Here is a 19600-nt window from a genome sequence, read left to right on the forward strand (position 1 = left end):
CCCTCAGTCCCATTCCAGGCCGCCGCGCCGCCAGACGTACGCGTAGGCGACGAAGACGGTGAGCACGAAGAGCAGCATCTCCACGAGCCCGAAAACACCCAGGGCGTCGAAGGTGACGGCCCAGGGGTAGAGGAAGACGATCTCGATGTCGAAGACGATGAAGAGCATCGCCGTCAGGTAGTACTTGATCGGGAAACGCCCGCCGCCGGCCGGCGTGGGGGTCGGCTCGATACCGCACTCGTAGGCTTCGAGCTTGGCGCGGTTGTACCGCTTCGGACCGATCAGCGTGGCCATGACCACGGAGAAGATCGCAAAGCCTGCCCCGAGGGCTCCCAGTACGAGGATGGGCGCATAGGCGTTCACCGCTCCTCGCTCCTCTCAGTCGGCACTGACTGGTGGCGGTTCGGATCGGGCTCCCCACCCGCCTCATCCGTCCCGCGAACCCCGCGCGTCCCGGGCGAAGATCGCGAACATGTGAAGCAGGTCACAAGCCCAACTGCCTCGCATCTTATGCCCGCCGCTCTGTGATCTGCGACACGGGGTATTGCACAAGCTTTGTGATCTCCACCACCTGACGATCGATCATGAAGTCGGATGAGTGGTGATCTTCGCACGCGAAGCGTCCAGCTGATCACCAGAAGTGACATTTTCGATCGTCACCGCAGGCGGGAGGGGGTCCAGGGTGGGCGTCTCTATATCAAGAGAGTTCCCCTGCATGCAAATTGGCGATGGACAGGGAGCGCTGATAGTGGACCGCATTCACACATCAGAGGGAGGCGTGGGGCGCGATGTGGACGCGTGCACGCGTTCACGAACTCGGGCGGACCCGATCACCGAGTGGATCTCGCGGAGGTTCCGCGCGAGACGCACCCCTCCCGGTAACCGTTCCGTGACCTGCGCCACATCGATGAGAGGCGTCTGAGAACCGGGCTTGGCCAATCATCTCAACCGATGGTAGGCGGGGGGCAATCCGGGCGTAATGGCGAAAGAGCGTGATCACGGGCGTGATCACACGCGTCCACAATGTCCGTTACGGCGTCAATAAAGAACGACACGCGAGAGATTTACGGGATCCATTGAGCAACTGTGGCGCAGCACACGTTTCTTGAAGATATGAAGGAGCCCCTGGTACCCGTTGTTCTCATGTCCCACACCGCTCACATACGCAGCCACCGGAAGCCCCGCCGCAGCGCGACGACAAACATCGCCGTGCGTGCCGGAGTTGCCAGTGGCGTCCTCGGCATGGCAGCGGCGGGCGCGGCCTCGGCGAGTGCCGCCGAACCCGTGACGCAGACGCTCGAACTGCCCATCCTGACGGCCGATGTGGCCACCCAGGTGGCCCAGTCCGCCGACGCCACGCAGCAGGCCGCGGCGAACTACTCGCTGCAGGCCGAGCGTGACGCTGCCGCCACAAAGGCCGCGAAGCAGGCCAAGTCGGACCTCGCTGAGGCGAAGAAGAAGGCCGAGGCCAAGAAGAAGGCCGAGGCGGCCCGCAAGGCCGCCGCGGAGCAGGCCGCCTCGCGCAGCGCCGAGCGCACCACCCTCAGCGCCACCGCGCCCAGCGCCAGCACCTCCACGAGCACGTCCACGGCGACCGGTTCGGCCGCCGCCGTGGTGGCCTTCGTGAAGGCGCAGATCGGCGACGCCTACGTCTCCGGTGGCACGGGCCCCAACTCGTGGGACTGCTCGGGTCTCGTGCAGGCCGCCTTCAAGTCGGTCGGCGTCAGCCTGCCGCGCGTCTCGCAGGACCAGTCCACGCAGGGCACCCAGGTCTCGCTGAGCAACCTCCAGCCCGGCGACATCCTCTACTGGGGCAGCGCGGGCAGCGCGTACCACGTGGCGGTGTATGTGGGCGACGGCATGTTCGTCGGCGCGCAGAACCCGTCCAGCGGCGTCGGAGAGCACCCCCTGTCGTACGACCCGCCGACCGGCGCGGTCCGCGTGCTCTGAGAATCAGGGCAACAGCGACAACCAGGGCAACACACCAGCACGGAAGGGCCGCAGCCGCTCGGGGGCAGCGGCCCTTCCGGCTGCCCGCACACTCCCGTGGACGTCCATGGACGTTTTCCACAGGCCCCCCGCGAACCCGGTGCCTCCTGGGATCCTCGACGCAGGCCGCTCGCACGGAGCGGCGGCCCGAGAACCGAGAAGGAGACACCGCGATGCCACGCGTCTTCGTCCAGGGGAACCCCATGGACCACTACCCCCGGCACGCCCCCGAGGCCCGGCACGGTTCGGTGCGCCGGATCACCGAGACCGGCGAGGAGGTCCTGCACAAGCCGTGCCGGGACGTCACCGAGTTCGGTCCCGACCTCGCCGCGCTGATCGACGACATGTTCCTCACGATGTACATCGCCGACGGAGCCGGCCTCGCCGCCAACCAAGTGGGGGTCGATCTGCGCCTGTTCGTGTACGACTGCCCCGACGACGAAGGTGTCCGACATGTCGGACACATCGTCAATCCCGTACTGGAGGCGCTGGCCCCGGCCGCGCGACGGCTGCTCGACGACAGCGAGGGGTGCCTGTCGGTGCCGGGCGCCACGATGGACGTACCGCGACCGGACCGGGCGGTCGTCCACGGACAGGACAAGGACGGCAATTCGCTCACCCTTGAGGGAACGGGGTATTTCGCCCGCTGTCTCGCGCACGAGACGGACCATGTGAACGGGCGCGTGTATCTCGACCGGCTCTCCAAGCGGGAGCGGAAGGAAGCACTGCGGCAGGTGGCGGACCGGCGGGAGGACGTCTACGCCCGCCGGGCCGCCAACATCGAGGCGATCGGCTCCTAGGAGCGGTCAGGCCTTCGGGGCCACCTTGCTCAGGCCGTTGATGATGCGGTCCATCGCGTCGCCGCCGGTCGGGTCGGTGAGGTTCGCCAGCAGCTTGAGGGTGAACTTCATCAGCATCGGGTGGGTCAGGCCGCGCTGGGCGGCGATCTGCATGACCTTCGGGTTGCCGATGAGCTTCACGAAGGCGCGGCCCAGCGTGTAGTAGCCGCCGTAGGTGTCCTTGAGGACGCGCGGGTAGCGCTGCAGGGCCATCTCGCGGCCGCTGGGCGTGGCCCGCGCGTGGGCCTGGACGATGACGTCGGCGGCGATCTGGCCGGACTCCATGGCGTAGGCGATGCCCTCGCCGTTGAAGGGGTTCACCAGGCCGCCGGCGTCGCCGACGAGGAGCAGGCCGCGCGTGTAGTGGGGCTGGCGGTTGAAGGCCATGGGGAGGGCGGCACCGCGAATCGGGCCGGTCATGTTCTCCGGGGTGTAGCCCCAGTCCTCGGGCATGGAGGCGCACCAGGCCTTGAGGACCTCGCGCCAGTCCAGTTCCTTGAAGGAGTCGGAGGTGTTCAGGACGCCGAGGCCCACGTTGGAGGTGCCGTCGCCCATGCCGAAGATCCAGCCGTAGCCGGGAAGGAGGCGGTCCTGGGGGCCGCGGCGGTCCCAGAGTTCCAGCCAGGACTCCAGGTAGTCGTCCTCGTGCCGGGGGGAGGTGAAGTAGGTCCGGACGGCCACGCCCATCGGGCGGTCCTCGCGGCGGTGCAGGCCCATCGCGAGGGAGAGGCGGGTGGAGTTGCCGTCGGCGGCCACGACGAGGGGCGCGTGGAAGGTGACTTCGCGCTTCTCCTCGCCGAGCTTGGCGTGTACGCCGGTGATCCGGCCGGTGCGGTCGTCGATGATCGGGGCGCCGACGTTGCACCGCTCGAAGAGCCGCGCACCCGCCTTCTGGGCCTGGCGGGCGAGCTGTTCGTCGAAGTCGTCGCGCTTGCGGACGAGGCCGTAGTCGGGGAAGGAGGCGAGATCCGGCCAGTCCAGCTGGAGGCGGGTGCCGCCGCCGATGATGCGCAGGCCCTTGTTGCGCAGCCAGCCGGCCTCCTCGGAGATGTCGACGCCCATGGCGACCAGCTGTTTCACCGCGCGCGGGGTGAGTCCGTCGCCGCACACCTTCTCGCGCGGGAACTCGGTCTTCTCCAGCAGGAGTACGTCGAGGCCGGACTTGGCGAGGTGGTACGCCGTCGTGGAGCCGGCTGGCCCCGCGCCGACGACGATGACATCGGCGGTGTTTTCGGAGAGGGGCTCGGTCACGACGGGGGCTCCCCAAGGCTCGAAATCTGCGTGCCGACCGGCACTGGACATGGGCAGTCTATTCAGCGGTACTGATCACCCGGCTGAAGGGCTGCCCCTGTGAACCGAGCTCTCCCCGCGGTACGGCTGCGTGTGCCCACGCACGAGGACGCGTTCGCCTGGCACCGGGTCTTCGACGACCCGGAGGTGATGGAGTTCCACGGCGGCCGGTCCGCGGAGCTGTCCGTCTACGAGGAGCTCACCGCCCGCCAGCGCCGGCACGACGCGGAGCTCGGCTTCTGCCTGTGGACGATGACCGACGAGGCCGGACGGGTCATCGGCTTCACCGGCGGCCAGCCGTGGCCGCGGGAGTGGGGACCGAGGGGCGAGATCGAGATCGGCTGGCGGCTCGCGCGGGAGTACTGGGGCAAGGGGTACGCGACGGCGGCGGCACAGATGACGCTGGAGCGGCTGCGGGCGGCGGGCGTGCCGAAGGTGGTGGCGATGGTCCGGCCCGGGAACGAGCGGTCGGTCGCGGTCGCCCGCCGCCTCGGGATGGAACTGGCGGAGACCTTCCCGCACCCGCTGTTCGCGGAGGAGGCGCTCTGCTTCCGGCTCGACCTGTAGAACAATCACCACGATTACACAGAGTAACGATCTGTTACAGAAAGACACTTGGCGCTTCCGGCCGCCATATGCCGGGGGTTACCCTTCCAGTATCGCTGGGGGTGACATCTGTGCACATAACACCCAAAACACCCGAAGTGCGTGTGCCACGGCTGGTCGGGCTGATGGCCGTGGACGCGCGCGAGACCGCCCAGGCGCGGGGTCTGTTCCTCAACGCGCCGGACCGGCCGGACTTCCATCTCACGGTCGTCGACTATGTCGTGCGCCAGTTCCCACAGCCCGGTGCCGAGGTGCCCCGGGACTCGATGGTGTACGTGTGGTTCGACTTCGGTGAGGGCGAGGGCGGCGGGGGCGTGCGCGAGCCACGCGTCCCACGGCCGCCCTCAGGCGGGCTGCAGCGCGAGCTGGACCGGCCCGGGGACGCCTTCGAGGTGAGCAGCCTGTGAGTGGGTGGTCGGGTCCCCGGTCGGGGCTCAGGCCGCCTTGAAGCCCCGGTGCAGGGCGACGATCCCGCCGCTGAGGTTGCGCCAGGCCGTCTTCGACCAGCCCGCCTCGCGCAGCCGTCCGGCCAGCGCGGGCTGGTCGGGCCAGGCACGGATGGACTCGGCGAGGTAGACGTAGGCCTCCGGGTTGGAGGAGACCGCGCGGGCGACCGGCGGCAGCGCCCGCATCAGGTACTCGGTGTAGACGGTCCGGAAGGGCGCCCAGGTGGGGTGCGAGAACTCGCAGATCACCACCCGTCCGCCCGGCCGGGTCACCCGGTACATCTCGCGCAGGGCCGCGTCGGTGTCCTGGACGTTGCGCAGCCCGAAGGAGATCGTCACGGCGTCGAAGGTGTCGTCCTTGAACGGCAGCTTCGTGGCGTCCCCGGCGGTGAAGGGCATCCAGGGGGTGCGCCGCTTGCCGACCTGGAGCATCCCCTGGGAGAAGTCGCAGGGCACGACATAGGCGCCGGCCCGGGCGAACGGCTGGGAGGAGGTGCCCGTGCCGGCCGCCAGGTCCAGGATCTTCTGCGCGGGGCGCGCGTCGACGGCCTTGGCGACCTCCTTGCGCCACTGCCGGTCCTGGCCGAGCGACAGCACGTCGTTGGTCAGGTCGTACCGTTCCGCCACGTCGTCGAACATCGAGGCGACTTCGTGCGGCTGCTTGTTCAGGGAGGCGCGGGTCACCTCGCCATTCTTGCAGCACGCCGTCACGGAAGAAGCTTGGGCTTCTTCTTCGCGGCCACGTCCTCCACCCAGCCGCACATCACGATGAACACCGCGATCAGGATCCAGCCGACGCCGAACATGAACCACTGGCTGTCCAGCGGGAGCCATTTCTCGAACGCGGGCACGTTCCACATCTGGTCGATCAGCGGGACCGCCAGGATCAGCGCGATCTCGTGCCAGAGGTAGATCGTCACCGCGCGGGCGTTGAAGACCGTGACCGTCCGGTCGAGTCGCCGGAAGCGGGCCAGCCAGGCGAAGTCGATCTTGAAGTAGGCCTTCGCCCACATCAGCAGCATCACGAACCCGGCCGACCAGAAGGCCTGCGCGAGGGGGTTCTCGTCCAGGTCGTAGGTCCCGAAGTCGGCCTGGTGCGCGAAGGCGTACCAGCCGCCGTACGCCACCGCGGCGAGCGAGGCGACGACCACCAGGGCCGGCTTCATCCGCTGGAGCACGCCGTCGCGGTGCGCGAAGCCGAGGATCCAGCAGAAGAGGTACGTCGACAGGTCCCACAGGGCGCTGCCGAAGCGGTTGTCCGGGCCCGACCAGACGAAGTTCAGGACGAGGATCGGGGCCAGCGAGCCCAGCAGCACCGGGATCGGGGCCTTGCGGAAGAGCCACAGCAGGGCCGGGGAGAGCAGGACGAACCACAGGTACGTCCGCAGGTACCAGAGGATCTCCCAGGCCTGCTCGCCCCACGCGTTGCCCGGCGGGTCGCCGAGCGGCACGACCCAGTAGACGATCTGCCAGCCGGGCATCCAGTCGTGGATCAGCATCGCCAGGACGACGAAGACACCCCAGAACCAGAAGGGAGGCAGGAGACGGCGCAGGCGGCTCTTCACGACCTTGAGCGCGGGGCGCTCCAGGGACTTCGCCATCAGGGTGCCGGCCAGGCCGAACATGATGCCCATGGAGGGGAAGACCATCCCGCACCAGGCCCACCCGAAGGTGTGATAGGTGACGACCCGGATCAGGGCGACCGCGCGGAGCGTGTCGAAGTAGCGGTCGCGCCCGGCGGGCTTGGACCGCGGGTCGGGGGCGGGCCCGGGCCGCGGTTCCTCGACCACGGGCGCCGGTTCCTGCTCGGGCGCGGGCTCCGGCTCCACCACCGGCGGGAGCGGAGCCGTCTGGTCCGCGGCCGGGGTGTAGCCGTAGTCGACGTACTGCTGTTGCTGCGGGTACGGCTGCTGCGCGTACTGCTGCTGGCCGCCGTACGGGTTCGGGTTGTAGTCGTAGCCGTAGCCCTGCTGCTGGTACGGGTTCTGCTGCTGGTCCCAGCTCATCAGCCGCTCACCCCCGCCGGGGTGCCGACCTCGCCGGTGCGCTTGAGCTTCTGCCAGCGCAGGCGGCCGCCGGTGAGAGCGGTGATGCAGGAGTGGATGAGGACCAGGTACATCATCTGACGGTAGGCGAGCTGCTGGAGCGGCATCATCAGCAGGTAGCGGTACTGCTCCTTGTCGAGGCGGAACGCGTAGGCGGCGCAGGCCAGCTGGATGCCGAGGACGGCGAGCCAGGCGAGCAGGGCCGCCTCGAAGTCGACGAAGATCATGGAGTAGACCGTGAAGACGTCGATGAGGGGCGCGAAGACCGGCGTGACGATCTGGAAGAGGACCACCAGGGGCATGCCGACCCGGCCGAAGCGGCCCGAGGGACCCTTGTCCGTCAGGGACTTGCGGTGCTTCCACAGCGCCTGCATGGTGCCGTAGGACCAGCGGTAGCGCTGGGACCACAGCTGCTTGAGCGAACCGGGCGCCTCCGTCCAGGCCTTGGCGTGCTCCTGGTAGACGACCCGCCAGCCCGCGCGGTGCATGGCGATGGTGATGTCGGTGTCCTCGGCGAGGGTGTCCTCGCTCATCCCGCCGACCTGGAGGACCGCGTCGCGGCGGAACGCGCCGATCGCGCCGGGGATGGTGGGCATGCAGCGCAGCAGGTCGTACATGCGGCGGTCCAGGTTGAAGCCCATCACGTACTCGATGTGCTGCCAGGCGCCGATGACCGTGTTGCGGTTGCCGACCTTGGCGTTGCCGGCGACCGCGCCGACCTCGGGGTCGGCGAAGGGCTGCACCAGCTGGTGCACCGCGTCCGGCTCGAAGACGGTGTCGCCGTCCATCATGATGACGATGTCGTACGTGGCGTTGCGGACACCGTTGTTGAGGGCGGCCGGCTTGCCCGCGTTCTCCTGCCGGATGACCCGGACGTTGGCCATGCCGAGCTTGTCGGCGGCGGCGCGGGCGATCTCCGAGGTGCCGTCCGTGGAACCGTCGTCGACGACGATGACCTCGATCGGGTGGGTGCTCTGCGCCAGCGACTCCAGGGTGTTGGCGATGCACTCCTTCTCGTTGTACGCCGGGACGATCACGCTCACCGGGCCGGTGACCGTCGGACCCCAGCTGAAGCGGCGTTTGTTGCGCTGTCTGTAGTGACGGCGGGCGATGAGCAGCATCATCCCGAAGCGGCCCATGACCGCGACGCCGACGACGAGCAGCAGGTAGGAGAGGACCGGCAGGGCCCATTCGGCGATCGCGACCGCCACGATGAGCGCCTTGCCCTCGTAGAGGGTCATGCCGGTGGCGGTGCGGTGGGCCGCCTGGAGACGGGCGGTGGTGGAGGTGGAACCGTTCTGGCCGCTCTGACCGTTCTGGCCGTTCGGCGCGGTGCCGGTGCCCCCGCCCTCGCCGTTCGGGGCGGTGCCGCCCTCGCCGACCGGTGCGTTGCCCGTGCCCGTGCCGGCGAGCGCGCCTGCCTCGGTGACCCCGGTGGCGGTCTGACCACCGGTGCCGCTCGTGCCACCCGTCCCGCTCGTGCCGCTCGTGCCGTTGCTCGCGGCGGCGGACGCCCGGTTCGCGGCGTTCCGCTTCTCGATGACCCCGCTGATGGTGGTGAAGGTGTAGCCCTTCGCCTTCATCTTCTTGATGTACGTCGGCAGCGCCTTGATCGTCTGCGAGCGCTCGCCGCCGGCGTCGTGGAAGAGCACCGAGGCGCCCTTGTTCTTCTTCGGCGTGGCCCACTTGATGATCTTCGAGACGCCCGGCTTCTTCCAGTCGTCGCTGTCGGTGTCGACGAAGACGCTGGTGTAGCCCTCCTTGCCGAGCTTCTGGTAGACGGGCCAGCTGTAGTTGTCGATGGCGTCGGTCTCGGAGGAGTACGGCGCGCGGAAGAGGGTCGTCGTGATGCCGGCCGCGCCGGCGAGCGCCAGCTGGGTCTGCTGCATCTCGCGGTTGACCCGGGCGTCGCTCTGGTACGACAGGTCGACGTGCGTGAAGGTGTGGATGCCCACCTCGTTGCCCTGCTGGACCATCGACTTCACGATGCTCGGGTAGCGCGACACCATCGAGCCGACCAGGAAGAACGTACCCGGTACGTCGTTCTCCTCAAGGATCTTGAGGACCTGCGGGGTCCAGGTCGGGTTGGGGCCGTCGTCGAAGGTGAGCGCGATGGTCTTGGAGGGGACGGAGACGGTGGTCGCCTGGCCGCCCCGGAAGGTGAGGATCGGGCCGCCGTCGAGGATCTTGTCCGGCACCTTGCTGGAACTGGCGCCGCTGCGGACCCGGTTGTCGCCGCCGACCTCTGCGCGCAGATAGCCGTCGAGCAGCATCACGCAGGTCAGCGCCAGCAGAATCAGCAGCGCGAGGATGACACGTGGTTTCTGCAGCGCCGCGGCCCGGCCCGCCGCCCGCTCGATACGGGAGGGGGCGCGCCTGCGGCCGCGTGAGGACGTCGGTGTAGTCATGGGGAGAGGCCTGCGTTTCCGGTCAGTCGGCGGTGGCGGATGCGGAGGCGGACGGGGTGGCGGTGGTCGGGGTGGCGGACGGCGGGGCCGACGGGCGGCCGCTGGGTGCGCCGATCTGACGGCCGATGCCGCCCTGCGGGCGCTCGCCGCCGGGGGCGCTGCCGCCGCGTGCGAAGTCGGGGATCAGCGAGTCCGGGGTGAGCGAGGTCCCCCAGCCCATGAAGGCGGCGCCGAGCACTCCCGTGTAGGCGAGACAGACGACGCCGAGGAGGAGGCCGACACGGCGCAGGACCTTGGACCGGCGGCCGGACGAGTCGACGAAGACGGGCCCCTCGGCAGACCCGTTGCCTTGTTTGCGGCGGCGACCGCGCATGCTGGCGCGGCTTTCGATGGCAGGCTCGGATTGCATTCCTCGGATATTAGGGAGTCTTTATGTGACCGCCTTCGGAGTTCTTGTGAGGTGACCATGAGAATCCCCTTAACCTGTCTTTTGGCTGAGAGATTCTGTGAACAGCTGCGGGAGCGGTAGGGGTGGGGAACCTACCTCAACACCCCTTTTGCGATGACCGATTCACCCGTTTCAGCGGCTTCGTTCCATGAGTTTTCTATGTATCCGCCGAACAGTTGAACACCATGTACGTGTGAGACGTTTTCCTTTGGAATCAGGCTTTGTTTCGAGCTTGAGACACAAATCACGAGAGCGGGTGCATCTTAATGCGGGGTTTCCTGAGGCCGGCTGCTGGGCTTACCTGCCTGTTTGCCATGGCAGTGACAGGGTGCTCCTCGGGCTCCGACGGCACGTCGGACGCGGCTCCCGCGCCGCCGAAGCAGGCCTCGGCCTCGCCGAGCGAGTCCGACGGGTCGGACACGTCGAGCACGTCGGGGACGGCGTACGCGCCCTACGTCAGCGCGACGGAGGCGGCCGACACGGACGACGCGGGGGCGCCGTCGACGTACAACCTCGCCTTCGTGATCTCCAGCGGCAGCAGCTGCACGCCGAAGTGGAACGGGACGACGGCGATCGGCAGTTCGGCCGTGAAGTCGCGGATCTCCGCGCTGAAGGAGGGTGGCGCGACGGTCCGGGTGTCCTTCGGCGGGGCCTCCGGGAAGGAGCTGGCGACGACGTGCTCCAGCGCGTCGAAACTGGCGGCGGCGTACGGGGCCGCGCTGGACGCCGCGGGCTCCACCCAGGCCGACTTCGACATCGAGGGCGACACCCTCACCGACTCCGACTCGGTCGCCCTGCGGTCGGAGGCGATCGCGCAGCTCCAGAAGGACCGGCCGGACCTGGAGGTCTCCTTCACCCTGCCCGTGATGCCGTCCGGGCTCGACTCCGACGGCCTGGCGCTGCTGGAGTCCGCGAACAAGTACGACGTGCAGGTCTCGACGGTCAACATCATGACCATGAACTACGGCGAGTCCTACGACGAGGACATGGGCGACTACGCGGTCACCTCGGCGAAGGCCACGCAGAAGCAGCTGAAGAAGGTGTTCGGGCTGTCCGACGCGGGGGCGTGGGGCGGGATGGCGCTGACCTCGATGATCGGGGTGAACGACGTCGACGGGGAGACGTTCTCGCTGTCGGACGCGGCCGATGTGCGGGCGTTCGCGGAGGAGAAGGGGGTCGCGTGGGTGTCGATGTGGTCGACGTTCCGGGATGTGCAGTGTGAGAGCGGGTCTGCTTCGCAGGATGACGCGGCGACGGACTGCAGTGGCGTGACGCAGAGTTCGGGGGCGTTCGGGAAGGCGTTCGCGGGTTGAGTGTTGGCTGCGGGCCGGTGGGGGTTGAGCGCGCAGTTCCTCGCGCCCCTTTCGGGGCGCTCGCTACTTGCGTCTATGAACAAGGCGGCCGGCGCAGATCGTCGCGATGCACTGGCCCGTCTCGTCGAACGCCGCCAGGTCGGCTCGGGCCGTCTCGGTGAGGGTCGGCTTGAGGGGCGTGGCCGGCAGGACCACGACATCGTTGCGGTCCGCGGCCGCCCGCAGCTCGGGCGCATCCACATACCGCTCCAGGACCGCCGTCGCCCCCAGTTTCAGTACCGCGTGCACCCGCTCGCGCGGGCTGGGGGCGTCCGGGAGGGGGCCGTCGTGGACGCGGGCGGGGCCGAGGGTGCCCGGCCAGGTGCGCAGGCGTGCCTGGGGGAAGCGGGCGCGGAGGTCGTCGTACGTCCCGACGGCGCCGATCCGGTCCCGTACGACCACCACGGCGCCGTTCTCGATCGGCTCGGCGGCCCAGGTGACGAAGACCTGGTCCGCCGTGTGCATCGTCTCCACGGTCGGGTCAGTTGGAGGCGAGGAGCTTCAACTCCGGGTGGGCCGTGCCGCCCTCGATCGCCGTGGACGAGATGTGGGACATCACGCGCTCGTCGACCGGGTCGTTCGCCGGGTCGTCGTGGACGACGAGGTGCTCGTAGGTGGTGGCACGCTGGGCCGGGACCCGGTCCGCCTTGCGGATCAGGTCGATGATCTCCAGGCGGTTGGAGCGGTGCTTGGCGCCGGCCGAGGAGACGACGTTCTCCTCCAGCATGATCGAGCCGAGGTCGTCCGCGCCGTAGTGGAGCGAGAGCTGGCCGACCTCCTTGCCCGTCGTCAGCCAGGAGCCCTGGATGTGGGCGATGTTGTCCATGAAGATCCGCGCGATCGCGATCATCCGCAGGTACTCGAAGAGCGTGGCCTGCGTGCGGCCCTTCAGGTGGTTGTTCTCGGGCTGGTAGGTGTACGGGATGAAGGCCCGGAAGCCGCCGGTGCGGTCCTGGACGTCCCGGATCATGCGGAGGTGCTCGATGCGCTCGGCGTTGGTCTCGCCGGTGCCCATGAGCATGGTCGAGGTGGACTCGACGCCCAGCTTGTGGGCCGTCTCCATGATCTCCAGCCAGCGCTCGCCGCTCTCCTTGAGGGGCGCGATGGCCTTGCGGGGGCGTGCGGGGAGGAGTTCCGCGCCGGCGCCCGCGAAGGAGTCCAGGCCGGCCTCGTGGATCCGGGTGATGGCCTCCTCGACGGAGACCCCGGAGATCCGGGCCATGTGCTCGACCTCGGACGCGCCGAGGGAGTGGATGACCAGCTGCGGGAACGCGTCCTTGATCGCCTTGAAGTGCTTCTCGTAGTACTCGACGCCGAAGTCGGGGTGGTGGCCGCCCTGGAACATGATCTGGGTGCCGCCCAGCTCGACCGTCTCCGCGCAGCGGCGCAGGATGTCGTCGAGGTCGCGGGTCCAGCCCTTGTCCTTGTCCTTGGGGGCCGCGTAGAAGGCGCAGAACTTGCACGCCGTGACGCAGACGTTCGTGTAGTTGATGTTCCGCTCGATGATGTACGTCGCGATGTGCTCGGTACCGGCGTACCTGCGGCGGCGTACGGCGTCGGCGGCGGCGCCCAGCGCGTGCAGGGGCGCGTCGCGGTAGAGGTCGAGCGCCTCTTCCGGGGTGATCCGCCCACCGGCGGCGGCACGGTCGAGAACGGACTGGAGGTCGGCCTTCTCGGTCACCGGGGCGTCCCTTTCGGCAGGGGTTGTGGGCGGACCGAACCAGCCTACGCCAGGGCCTGTCGCCGCCTGACCTCAGGCTGTGTACGCGCCGACCAACAGGCCCGCGAACGCGCCCGCGATCAGGAACGGCCCGAACGCGATCGCCGTCTTGCGGCCGGCCCGCCGTACGACGACGAGCGCGCCGCCGTACAGGGCGCCGAGCAGGAACCCGGCGAAGGTGCCGAGCAGGACGGTGGGCCAGCCGTACCAGCCGAGGGCTGCGCCGGTGCCGAGGGCGAGCTTCACGTCGCCGAAGCCCATGCCGCCGGGGTTGATGAGGAAGAGCAGGAAGTAGCCGGCGCCGAGGGCCAGGGCCGCGTAGAGGGAGGTGCGCCAGTGGCCGGCGTGCTCGGGGAGCAGGGCGGCCAGGCCGAGGAGGGCGAGGGCGGTGGCCGCGAGGGGGAGGGTGAGGGGGTCGGGGAGGCGCTGGACGCGGAAGTCTACGACCGCGAGGAGGACGCCGACGGGGGCGAGGAGGAGCCAGACGGCGAGTTCGGGGCGGGGGCCGGTGGCGAGGGCGAGGGCGGTGCAGGTCAGGGCGGTGGTCAGGGCGAGAGTGGTGGGTGCGGGGTGGTGGGGGGTTGCGGATTTTGTTTTCCCACCCGCACCACCCGTGCGACTTTCGTCGTCGGGTGCGGGTGGCCCCTGTGGTGCGTCCTCACCGTCGGCGGCTGCGGGTTCGGCGGTGGGGGCTGCGGGTTCACCGGGGGCGGGTGCGGGTGCGGCGGTGGGGGCTGCGGGTGCGTCGGCTGCGGGTGCGGGTGCGGCGGCTGAGGGTGCGTCGGCTGCGGGTTCGCCGTCGGCGGGAGCAGCGGATTCGCCGTCGGCGGCTGCCGGTGCGGCGGTGGGTTCGGTGGGTGTCGAGTCCTCGGTCGGGGTGGGGGTTGGGCAGGTGGGGCAAGGGGTGGGGCCGAGCCAGCCTCGGAGGGGGTGGCCGGTGGGGCAGTGGGTGCGCCAGTCCTGCCCGGCCGGTGTGGAGAAGCGGTAGGCGGCGCGGGGCAGGAGGGTGCCCGTCGCCGCGCCCCAGAGGGCGGCGGTGACGGGCAGGGCGAGGTCTAGGGCGTCCAGGGCGGTCATCCCGTCGCGGCGGCGCCGTCGCGCCAGGTCGGGAGGAGTTCGTCGAGGAGGGCCTCGGTGCGCGGGGGCAGGCCCCGGGCACCGCTGCGGGCGATGAGGTCGGCGGCGAGGGCGCGCACCCGGTCGGGGTCGCCGGTGGCGTGCGTGGCGCGCAGCAGCTCGTTCCAGAGGCGCTCGTCCGCCGCGGCGGTCTTCAGTGCCGCGCCGAGCGCCTCGATCGCCTTCTCCGCACGGTCCTTCTCCAGGTGGAACGCGGAGAGGGCGAGGCCGATGTCGGCGACGAGCAGCGGCAGCTGGGCGTCGATGATCTCGTGGGTGAGCCAGCGGTAGCGGCCCTCCGCGCGGTCGGCGAGCAGCGGGCCGCGGACCAGGACGAGCGCGTCGGTGAGGAGCCGGCCGCGGACCGCGCGGCTGTCGACGCCCTTGCCCTGGGTGGCCTCGTGGTAGAGGGAGCGCAGCACGTCCAGGTCGGAGACGACGGTCTTGGCGAGCACGAGCCGTCCGGTCGCGTCGGTCCGCAGCCGCGGGCTGCCGTCGGGGTCGGTGCCCAGCCAGCCGCGCAGTCGCTCCAGGAGGGCGTCACGGACGTCCTCCGTCACCCCGCGCGGCCACAGCGCGGACGACAGCACGCGCGGGTGCACGCCCTCGCGGTGCAGCAGGAGCAGGGCGAGGGCCTCGTGGAGCAGGGCGCTGCGCTCGCCGTCGGGGGTGTCGAGGCCGATGATCTCGTACGGCCCGACGAGCCGCGCGTACACGGCCGGCCGGCCCTGCTCGCTGATGTCGACGAGGAACGGCGGCGCGTTGGTCGGCCCGTCGGGGTCGCGCTCGGGGTCGGCCTCGACGAACAGCTCGACGACCGCGCGCTGCTGAACGGCGGGCAGCAGTTGGGCGTCGAGTTCGAGGCCGAGGAGCGGGGCGAGGAGCTTGCCCTCCGGGGTGACCTCCATCGCCCAGGCGGCGCCGGGCAGGTCGCCGGTGTCGGTGCCGACCAGGTAGCCGATGCCCAGCCGGCCGGCGTCGGCGGCGAGTTCGGCGAGCCGCAGCGCGTCCTCGGCGGACGGCCGGCCGGCGAGCAGCACGAGGTGCGGGGCCCAACGGGTGTGCTGGGCCGGGCCGGTGCGGCCGACGAGGACCGAGTCGTGGCCGGCGGCGCCGAGCGCGCCGCGCCGCTGCCGGGTCTCCGCCTCCATCGTCTCGAACAGCGCGTCCACGTCGTCGAGATGGCGCAGCCGGTTCGGGGCGAGCGGGGTGAGGTCGGCGCCGAAGCCGACGAGGGTGATGGTCATCCGGTCCGACCAGCCGTTGGTGGCGAGTTCGGCGGCGACCGAGGCGAACAGGGCGGCCCGGTCGGCCTCGCGGCCGCTCAGCGAGACGATGCCGGGCACGGCCTCCAGGTTGAGCAGCAGCCGTGAGTCGTCCATGGTGCCGAGGCTGACCAGGCCGGGGTACGGCGCGGCGGTGTCGGTGTCCTCGTAGCGGGCGGCGTCCGCGCGGGACAGCGTCCAGAACGTGGGGTCCTGGCCGGGCTGCCAGGGCGCCGGCGGGTTCCCGGACGGCTGGGCGAGCTGGAGGTGCAGATCGCCGTGGCTGAGCCAGGCCGCGTAGACGACGGGCAGGTGCCGGGACTCGGCGGCGAGGGCGGCGGCCAGTCCGCGCAGCGACCGGTCGAGCAGCCGTACGCCCTCCGGGTCGGCGCCCACCAGCAGGGCGTCCTGGACGTCCTGGGCGTCGCCGGTCGGGGTGGGCGGCTCCATGCCGCGCCGGCCGCCGACGGCGCCGAGCGCCGACTGCCACAGGGCCTGCCGGCGCCGGCGGCCGAGGGCGGCGAGCAGGCCGGCGGCGAGCAGCGGGGCGCCGAGGAGGGCCTCGGGCAGCCCGAAGGAGGAGTCGCCGGAGGTCTGGTGGGCGGCTTCGTGGGCGTGCGCGGCCGTACCGCCGCCGTCGCCCGCGGGGCGCTGGGCGGGCACGGTGATCTGGGCGGTGGCGCCGTCGCCGCCCGCGTGCTGCCCGCCCTGCCGCTGGGCGTGGTCGCCGGTCCGGGCGTAGTCGCCGATCTGCTGCTGGAGGTGCGGCGAGACATGCGCGTCGGGGTTCTCGACGAGTTCGCCGCCGTGGGCGTCGCCGGGCATCTCCATGATCCAGCCGGGGCGGATGAGGCTGGCCTCGGAGAGCCGGGAGCCGTCGGGCTGGACGCGGTCCTTGTTGAGCTCGTAGATCTCCTTGTACCGGCGGCCGTCGCCGAGGTGGCGCTGCGCTATCTCCCACAGGGAGTCGTGGTGGCGGCCCTCGGGCGGCTGGATCCGGTAGTACTTCGTGGCGCCGTGCGCGCCGGTGCCGCTCTGCTCGGCCTGGGCCGCGACATGGCCGGCCTGTTCGGCGAGGGCGGCGGCGGTGCTCTTCGCCTGCTCCTGCTGCTGGGCGAGGATGCCGGGGGTCGCCTGGGCGGTGGCCACCGTGCCCTTCTGGTTGCCCTCCAGGCTGTGGCCGAGCTGCGAGAGGCCGGGGGTGAAGCTGGCGGCGGTGGCGCCGAGCAGCAGCAGCGCGGCGACGAGTTGCCGGGCGAGCAGCTGGCTGGGGCCGGCGCCGGGGACCCGGCTGGGCAGGCCGACGCCGGAGAGGGCCGCCTTGACCTCGACCAGCACACAGGCCGTGAACTGGGCCCAGGCCAGCCAGACGATGACCGTCAGCGTGTTGAGGAAGGTGTCGACGCCGATCGGCTGCGACAGCCAGTCCATGCTGGGCGCGCTGGTCGGCAGGGGCCAGCCGACGGTGACCGCGAGGGCGCCGGGGACACCGACGACGAGCAGGAGCAGCGCCACGAAGGCGAGGAACGCCTTGACGAAGTCCCCGAACGTACGCCGACGCAGCCGCACCGGCTGCGGGGTCCGGTTCCGCGGACCCGACGGGTTCCCCGTCGAGCCTGATGTGCTGCGTCGCGCCATGGCGGGTGTCCTGGGTCGTGTGGGGAGGAGGTGGGCCGGGGGCGCGACGAGCCTACCGAGCCCCCACCGACGATCCTATTGACTGGGACTGACAGCGTCGAAGGGCAGAGCGGCCAACAGCCGCCCCGATTAGCCCCTTTCGTCAACGAACACCCGAATAAGGGGACTTGTCCCTCCAGGGGCGCACACCACCCCTCCACACACTCCGCACACTCCCCCGCGCGCCGGTCAACCGCCGACCCGCAGCGACGACAGCAGGAAACGGGTGAGGACCGCCGTGGGGAAGCTGATCGCCGCCACCCCTTCCTCCGCGCGGAGTTCGACGACCGTGCGCGCGGGGCCGTATGGCCGCACCTGCACGTTGCCGAGGGCGGCGGGGGTCTCCAGGCCCTCCTGGAGCAAAGCCCGCGCGAAGGTCCAGGTGACCTCCTCGCCGTCCAGGGAGATCCACGGCGGGAAGACGAAGTGCACGGCCTGCGGGTCGGCCGAGGTGTAGCGGAGGGTCGCGGGGACCGCCACCTCCTGCTCGTCGGCGGTGAGCAGGCGGGCGCCGGTGGGCTGCTCTAGCGTGATGGGCACGGGTCTTCTCCGGGGGTGCGGTCCTGCAAGTGGTCGTACAAGTGGTCGTGCGAGCGGTCGTACAAGTGGTCGTGCGAGCGGTCGTACAAGTGGTCGTGCGCGTGGTCGCATAAGTGAGAGCAGCCCGCGGCCGGTTGATTACGCGGGAAACGCACGCGAGTTGAGTGACTTGTGTCACTTCTTGATGCGCTTGAAACTGTGCTTGAAAGTTTTGCCATCTACCCTGACAAACCCTTTCCCCGCCCCACGCCCGGCAACTGGAGCGTTCCGCCATGCACGACGGTTCCTCTGCAGTGATCAGCACCACCGCCTACGCCCGGATCTACGAGGAACAGCAGCCGCGTCTCGTCGCGTACGCCCGCTCCCTCACCAGGAACGCCTGGCTCGCCGAAGACCTGGTCGCCGAGGCGCACTTCAGGGTCTGGCGGCGGCTCGCCGAGGGGCACGAGATCGACAACGTGTCGGCGTACCTGACGACGACGGTCCGGCATCTCGCGTACGCGGCGAGCGGGGCGACCCGCGAGATGCCCCGGGATCCGCACGAGGACGAGCCCGCCGAGGCCGGCCGCCACGGGGACGACCCCGCCGAGCAGGTCTCCTCGGTCGACCTCCTCGTGCGCGTACTGGCCCAGCTCCCCGAACGCTGGGTCAAGGCGCTGTGGCTGGCGGAGGCGGAGGGACAGCCGCTCGCGCAGATCGGGCCGCAGCTGGGCACCAAGGAGGGCGCCACCGCCGTACTCCTGCACCGCGCCCGCGAGGGCATGCGGCAGGCCTTCCTGCGCACCCAGACCGGCGCCCCGGACGATCCCGCCTGCCAGGTCCACTGGAGCCGGATGCCCGCGTATGTGCGCGGCGCCGCGACGGAGCGTCAGTCCGACCGGCTGCTCGGCCATGTCGACACCTGCGAGGACTGCCGGACCCGGCTCGCCGCCCTGATGCGCGCCAACGACCGGTTGCCCGCGCTGGCCGGTCCCGCCCTGCTGGTGTTCGCGGTCGGCGGGGCGGCGGGGAAGTTCCTGCTGACCCTGACCGCCGCCGGGGCCTCGGCGGGCGCGCACGCCGGCGCGGGCGGCGGCGGAGGCGGGCTGCTGCACGGTGTACGGCAGGCCACCACCGTCGGCGGTACGAAGGCGCCCGTGGTGGTCGCGGCGGGCGCCATGGTGGTCGGCGCGGCGGCGCTGGTGCTCATCCTCGGCCCGGGCCAATCCTCCTCGGTCCCCGCCCAACGGACTCCGGTCGCGGACGCGCCGGTGGCCCAGGTGCCGGTGGCCGGGACACCGGCGGTGCCGACGGACGTCCCCACGACGGAGCCGGCGGCGGTCGCGGAGGGGAGCGACGGCGCGGGGACGGCCGAGGGCGCGGCCGGTCCGGTGCGTACGGTCGGGTCCGGGCCGTCGGACACGACCGGGGTCACGCCGGTCCCCGGCGGAAGTGGCTCCGGGAGCGGCGGGGACGACGGGGGCGGCGACACCGCGGCGCCGCCCGAGACGACCGCGCCGTCCCCCTCGCCGTCTCCCTCGCAGCCCGCGGATCCCACTCCCCCGGCCGAACCCACCGAACCGGCCCCTCCGTCTCCTCCGGCCGCGTCGGAGGACCCCACTCCGCCCGCCGAGCCGACCGACCCGGCCCCCGTGGACCCCCCGCCCGCCGAGCCCACCGACCCGGTCACCCCGCCGGACGACGACTGCCCGCCCCCGCCGAGCGACACCGGCGGCAACGGCAACGGCAACGGCGATCACAACGGGAAGGGCAAGGGAAAGGGCAACGGTCACAAGGGCAACGGCGGCAGAGGAGCCGGGGCCGAGTCCGACGCGCGGATCCCGGCGCAGCGGGACCAGGCGTCCGAGAAGGACGGGTGA

Annotated in this window: 17 protein-coding genes; 6 read left to right on the forward strand and 11 right to left on the reverse strand. The window is 70.8% G+C overall.

Annotation, left to right across the window (positions count from 1 at the left end; translation table 11 throughout):
* Positions 1–3: 3 nt before the first annotated feature.
* Entirely contained in the window at positions 4–363 is a 360-nt protein-coding gene (locus tag ACGFZS_RS14575) for an NADH-quinone oxidoreductase subunit A (protein ID WP_007383963.1), read from the reverse strand.
* A 780-nt stretch (positions 364–1143) separates the two neighbouring features.
* Here ACGFZS_RS14575 and ACGFZS_RS14580 point away from each other — a divergent pair.
* Both ACGFZS_RS14580 and def read left to right on the forward strand, forming a co-directional pair.
* Positions 1144–1950, forward strand: coding sequence for a C40 family peptidase (locus tag ACGFZS_RS14580; RefSeq protein WP_393795318.1), 807 nt, complete (start codon positions 1144–1146; stop codon positions 1948–1950).
* Between the two features lie 212 nt (positions 1951–2162).
* Positions 2163–2789: a peptide deformylase gene (gene def, locus ACGFZS_RS14585; RefSeq protein ID WP_393795319.1), complete on the forward strand. Its 627-nt coding sequence runs from the start codon at positions 2163–2165 to the stop codon at positions 2787–2789.
* 6 nt (positions 2790–2795) lie between these two features.
* Here def and ACGFZS_RS14590 read toward each other — a convergent pair whose 3' ends face one another.
* The gene (locus ACGFZS_RS14590) at positions 2796–4130 is read right to left on the reverse strand and encodes a geranylgeranyl reductase family protein (protein WP_393795320.1); all 1335 of its coding nucleotides are present in this window, start codon (positions 4128–4130) and stop codon (positions 2796–2798) included.
* Positions 4131–4178: 48 nt separating this feature from the next.
* Between ACGFZS_RS14590 and ACGFZS_RS14595 the strand changes: the two genes are divergently transcribed.
* Positions 4179–4685 carry a GNAT family N-acetyltransferase gene (locus ACGFZS_RS14595; protein ID WP_393795321.1) on the forward strand — a complete coding sequence of 169 codons (507 nt, stop codon included), beginning with the start codon at positions 4179–4181 and terminating at the stop codon, positions 4683–4685.
* A gap of 164 nt (positions 4686–4849) precedes the next feature.
* On the forward strand, positions 4850–5131 hold the full coding sequence (locus tag ACGFZS_RS14600; protein ID WP_393538503.1) for a PASTA domain protein: 282 nt from the start codon (positions 4850–4852) through the stop codon (positions 5129–5131).
* Between the two features lie 27 nt (positions 5132–5158).
* On the opposite strand, the gene ACGFZS_RS14605 is transcribed toward ACGFZS_RS14600, so the two are convergent.
* From ACGFZS_RS14605 to ACGFZS_RS14620, 4 genes are read right to left on the reverse strand one after another with little or no spacing between them, the layout of a single operon-like run.
* Positions 5159–5854: a demethylmenaquinone methyltransferase gene (locus ACGFZS_RS14605; RefSeq protein ID WP_393538183.1), complete on the reverse strand. Its 696-nt coding sequence runs from the start codon at positions 5852–5854 to the stop codon at positions 5159–5161.
* A 23-nt stretch (positions 5855–5877) separates the two neighbouring features.
* Positions 5878–7176, reverse strand: a complete 1299-nt coding sequence (locus ACGFZS_RS14610) for an acyltransferase (protein ID WP_393795322.1) — start codon at positions 7174–7176, stop codon at positions 5878–5880.
* The gene (locus tag ACGFZS_RS14615) at positions 7176–9623 is read right to left on the reverse strand and encodes a bifunctional polysaccharide deacetylase/glycosyltransferase family 2 protein (RefSeq protein ID WP_393795323.1); all 2448 of its coding nucleotides are present in this window, start codon (positions 9621–9623) and stop codon (positions 7176–7178) included. Before ACGFZS_RS14615 ends, ACGFZS_RS14610 begins: the two co-directional genes overlap by 1 nt.
* A 22-nt stretch (positions 9624–9645) precedes the next feature.
* Positions 9646–10032 carry a hypothetical protein gene (locus ACGFZS_RS14620; RefSeq protein WP_393795324.1) on the reverse strand — a complete coding sequence of 129 codons (387 nt, stop codon included), beginning with the start codon at positions 10030–10032 and terminating at the stop codon, positions 9646–9648.
* Between the two features lie 305 nt (positions 10033–10337).
* Between ACGFZS_RS14620 and ACGFZS_RS14625 the strand changes: the two genes are divergently transcribed.
* Positions 10338–11384 (forward strand): chitinase, encoded by a 1047-nt coding sequence (locus tag ACGFZS_RS14625; protein ID WP_393795325.1) that lies wholly within the window; start codon positions 10338–10340, stop codon positions 11382–11384.
* Positions 11385–11447: 63 nt separating this feature from the next.
* Here the strand turns inward: ACGFZS_RS14625 and ACGFZS_RS14630 are convergent, their stop codons facing one another.
* The 5 genes from ACGFZS_RS14630 to ACGFZS_RS14650 form a co-directional block, all read right to left on the reverse strand.
* Positions 11448–11897 (reverse strand): hypothetical protein, encoded by a 450-nt coding sequence (locus ACGFZS_RS14630; RefSeq protein WP_393795326.1) that lies wholly within the window; start codon positions 11895–11897, stop codon positions 11448–11450.
* Positions 11898–11904: 7 nt separating this feature from the next.
* Complete coding sequence (gene mqnC / locus ACGFZS_RS14635; RefSeq protein WP_359210281.1) at positions 11905–13104, reverse strand: cyclic dehypoxanthinyl futalosine synthase; 1200 nt, start codon at positions 13102–13104, stop codon at positions 11905–11907.
* 72 nt (positions 13105–13176) lie between these two features.
* Positions 13177–14220 carry a prepilin peptidase gene (locus ACGFZS_RS14640; RefSeq protein ID WP_393795327.1) on the reverse strand — a complete coding sequence of 348 codons (1044 nt, stop codon included), beginning with the start codon at positions 14218–14220 and terminating at the stop codon, positions 13177–13179.
* Positions 14217–17162: a hypothetical protein gene (locus tag ACGFZS_RS14645; RefSeq protein WP_393795328.1), complete on the reverse strand. Its 2946-nt coding sequence runs from the start codon at positions 17160–17162 to the stop codon at positions 14217–14219. The genes ACGFZS_RS14640 and ACGFZS_RS14645 overlap by 4 nt, the downstream gene beginning before the upstream one ends.
* Before the next feature lie 228 nt (positions 17163–17390).
* Positions 17391–17741, reverse strand: a complete 351-nt coding sequence (locus tag ACGFZS_RS14650; protein WP_393662550.1) for an SsgA family sporulation/cell division regulator — start codon at positions 17739–17741, stop codon at positions 17391–17393.
* A gap of 272 nt (positions 17742–18013) precedes the next feature.
* On the opposite strand from ACGFZS_RS14650, the gene ACGFZS_RS14655 reads away from it, so the two are divergent.
* A complete protein-coding gene (locus tag ACGFZS_RS14655; RefSeq protein WP_393795329.1) occupies positions 18014–19600 on the forward strand; it encodes a sigma-70 family RNA polymerase sigma factor in 1587 nt (528 codons plus the stop codon).

The organism is Streptomyces sp. NPDC048288 (assembly GCF_043201555.1).
GTDB lineage: Bacteria > Actinomycetota > Actinomycetes > Streptomycetales > Streptomycetaceae > Streptomyces.

Bases quoted from the DNA above. Each gene is read 5' to 3' on its own strand.
- ACGFZS_RS14625 (WP_393795325.1), top strand. From the start codon at position 10,338: ATGCGGGGTTTCCTGAGGCCGGCTGCTGGGCTTACCTGCCTGTTTGCC.
- ACGFZS_RS14655 (WP_393795329.1), top strand. From the start codon at position 18,014: ATGCACGACGGTTCCTCTGCAGTGATCAGCACCACCGCCTACGCCCGG.
- ACGFZS_RS14600 (WP_393538503.1), top strand. From the start codon at position 4,850: ATGGCCGTGGACGCGCGCGAGACCGCCCAGGCGCGGGGTCTGTTCCTC.
- ACGFZS_RS14620 (WP_393795324.1), bottom strand. From the start codon at position 10,032: ATGCAATCCGAGCCTGCCATCGAAAGCCGCGCCAGCATGCGCGGTCGC.
- ACGFZS_RS14610 (WP_393795322.1), bottom strand. From the start codon at position 7,176: ATGAGCTGGGACCAGCAGCAGAACCCGTACCAGCAGCAGGGCTACGGC.
- def (WP_393795319.1), top strand. From the start codon at position 2,163: ATGCCACGCGTCTTCGTCCAGGGGAACCCCATGGACCACTACCCCCGG.
- ACGFZS_RS14640 (WP_393795327.1), bottom strand. From the start codon at position 14,220: ATGACCGCCCTGGACGCCCTAGACCTCGCCCTGCCCGTCACCGCCGCC.
- ACGFZS_RS14615 (WP_393795323.1), bottom strand. From the start codon at position 9,623: ATGACTACACCGACGTCCTCACGCGGCCGCAGGCGCGCCCCCTCCCGT.
- ACGFZS_RS14590 (WP_393795320.1), bottom strand. From the start codon at position 4,130: ATGTCCAGTGCCGGTCGGCACGCAGATTTCGAGCCTTGGGGAGCCCCC.
- ACGFZS_RS14645 (WP_393795328.1), bottom strand. From the start codon at position 17,162: ATGGCGCGACGCAGCACATCAGGCTCGACGGGGAACCCGTCGGGTCCG.
- ACGFZS_RS14580 (WP_393795318.1), top strand. From the start codon at position 1,144: ATGTCCCACACCGCTCACATACGCAGCCACCGGAAGCCCCGCCGCAGC.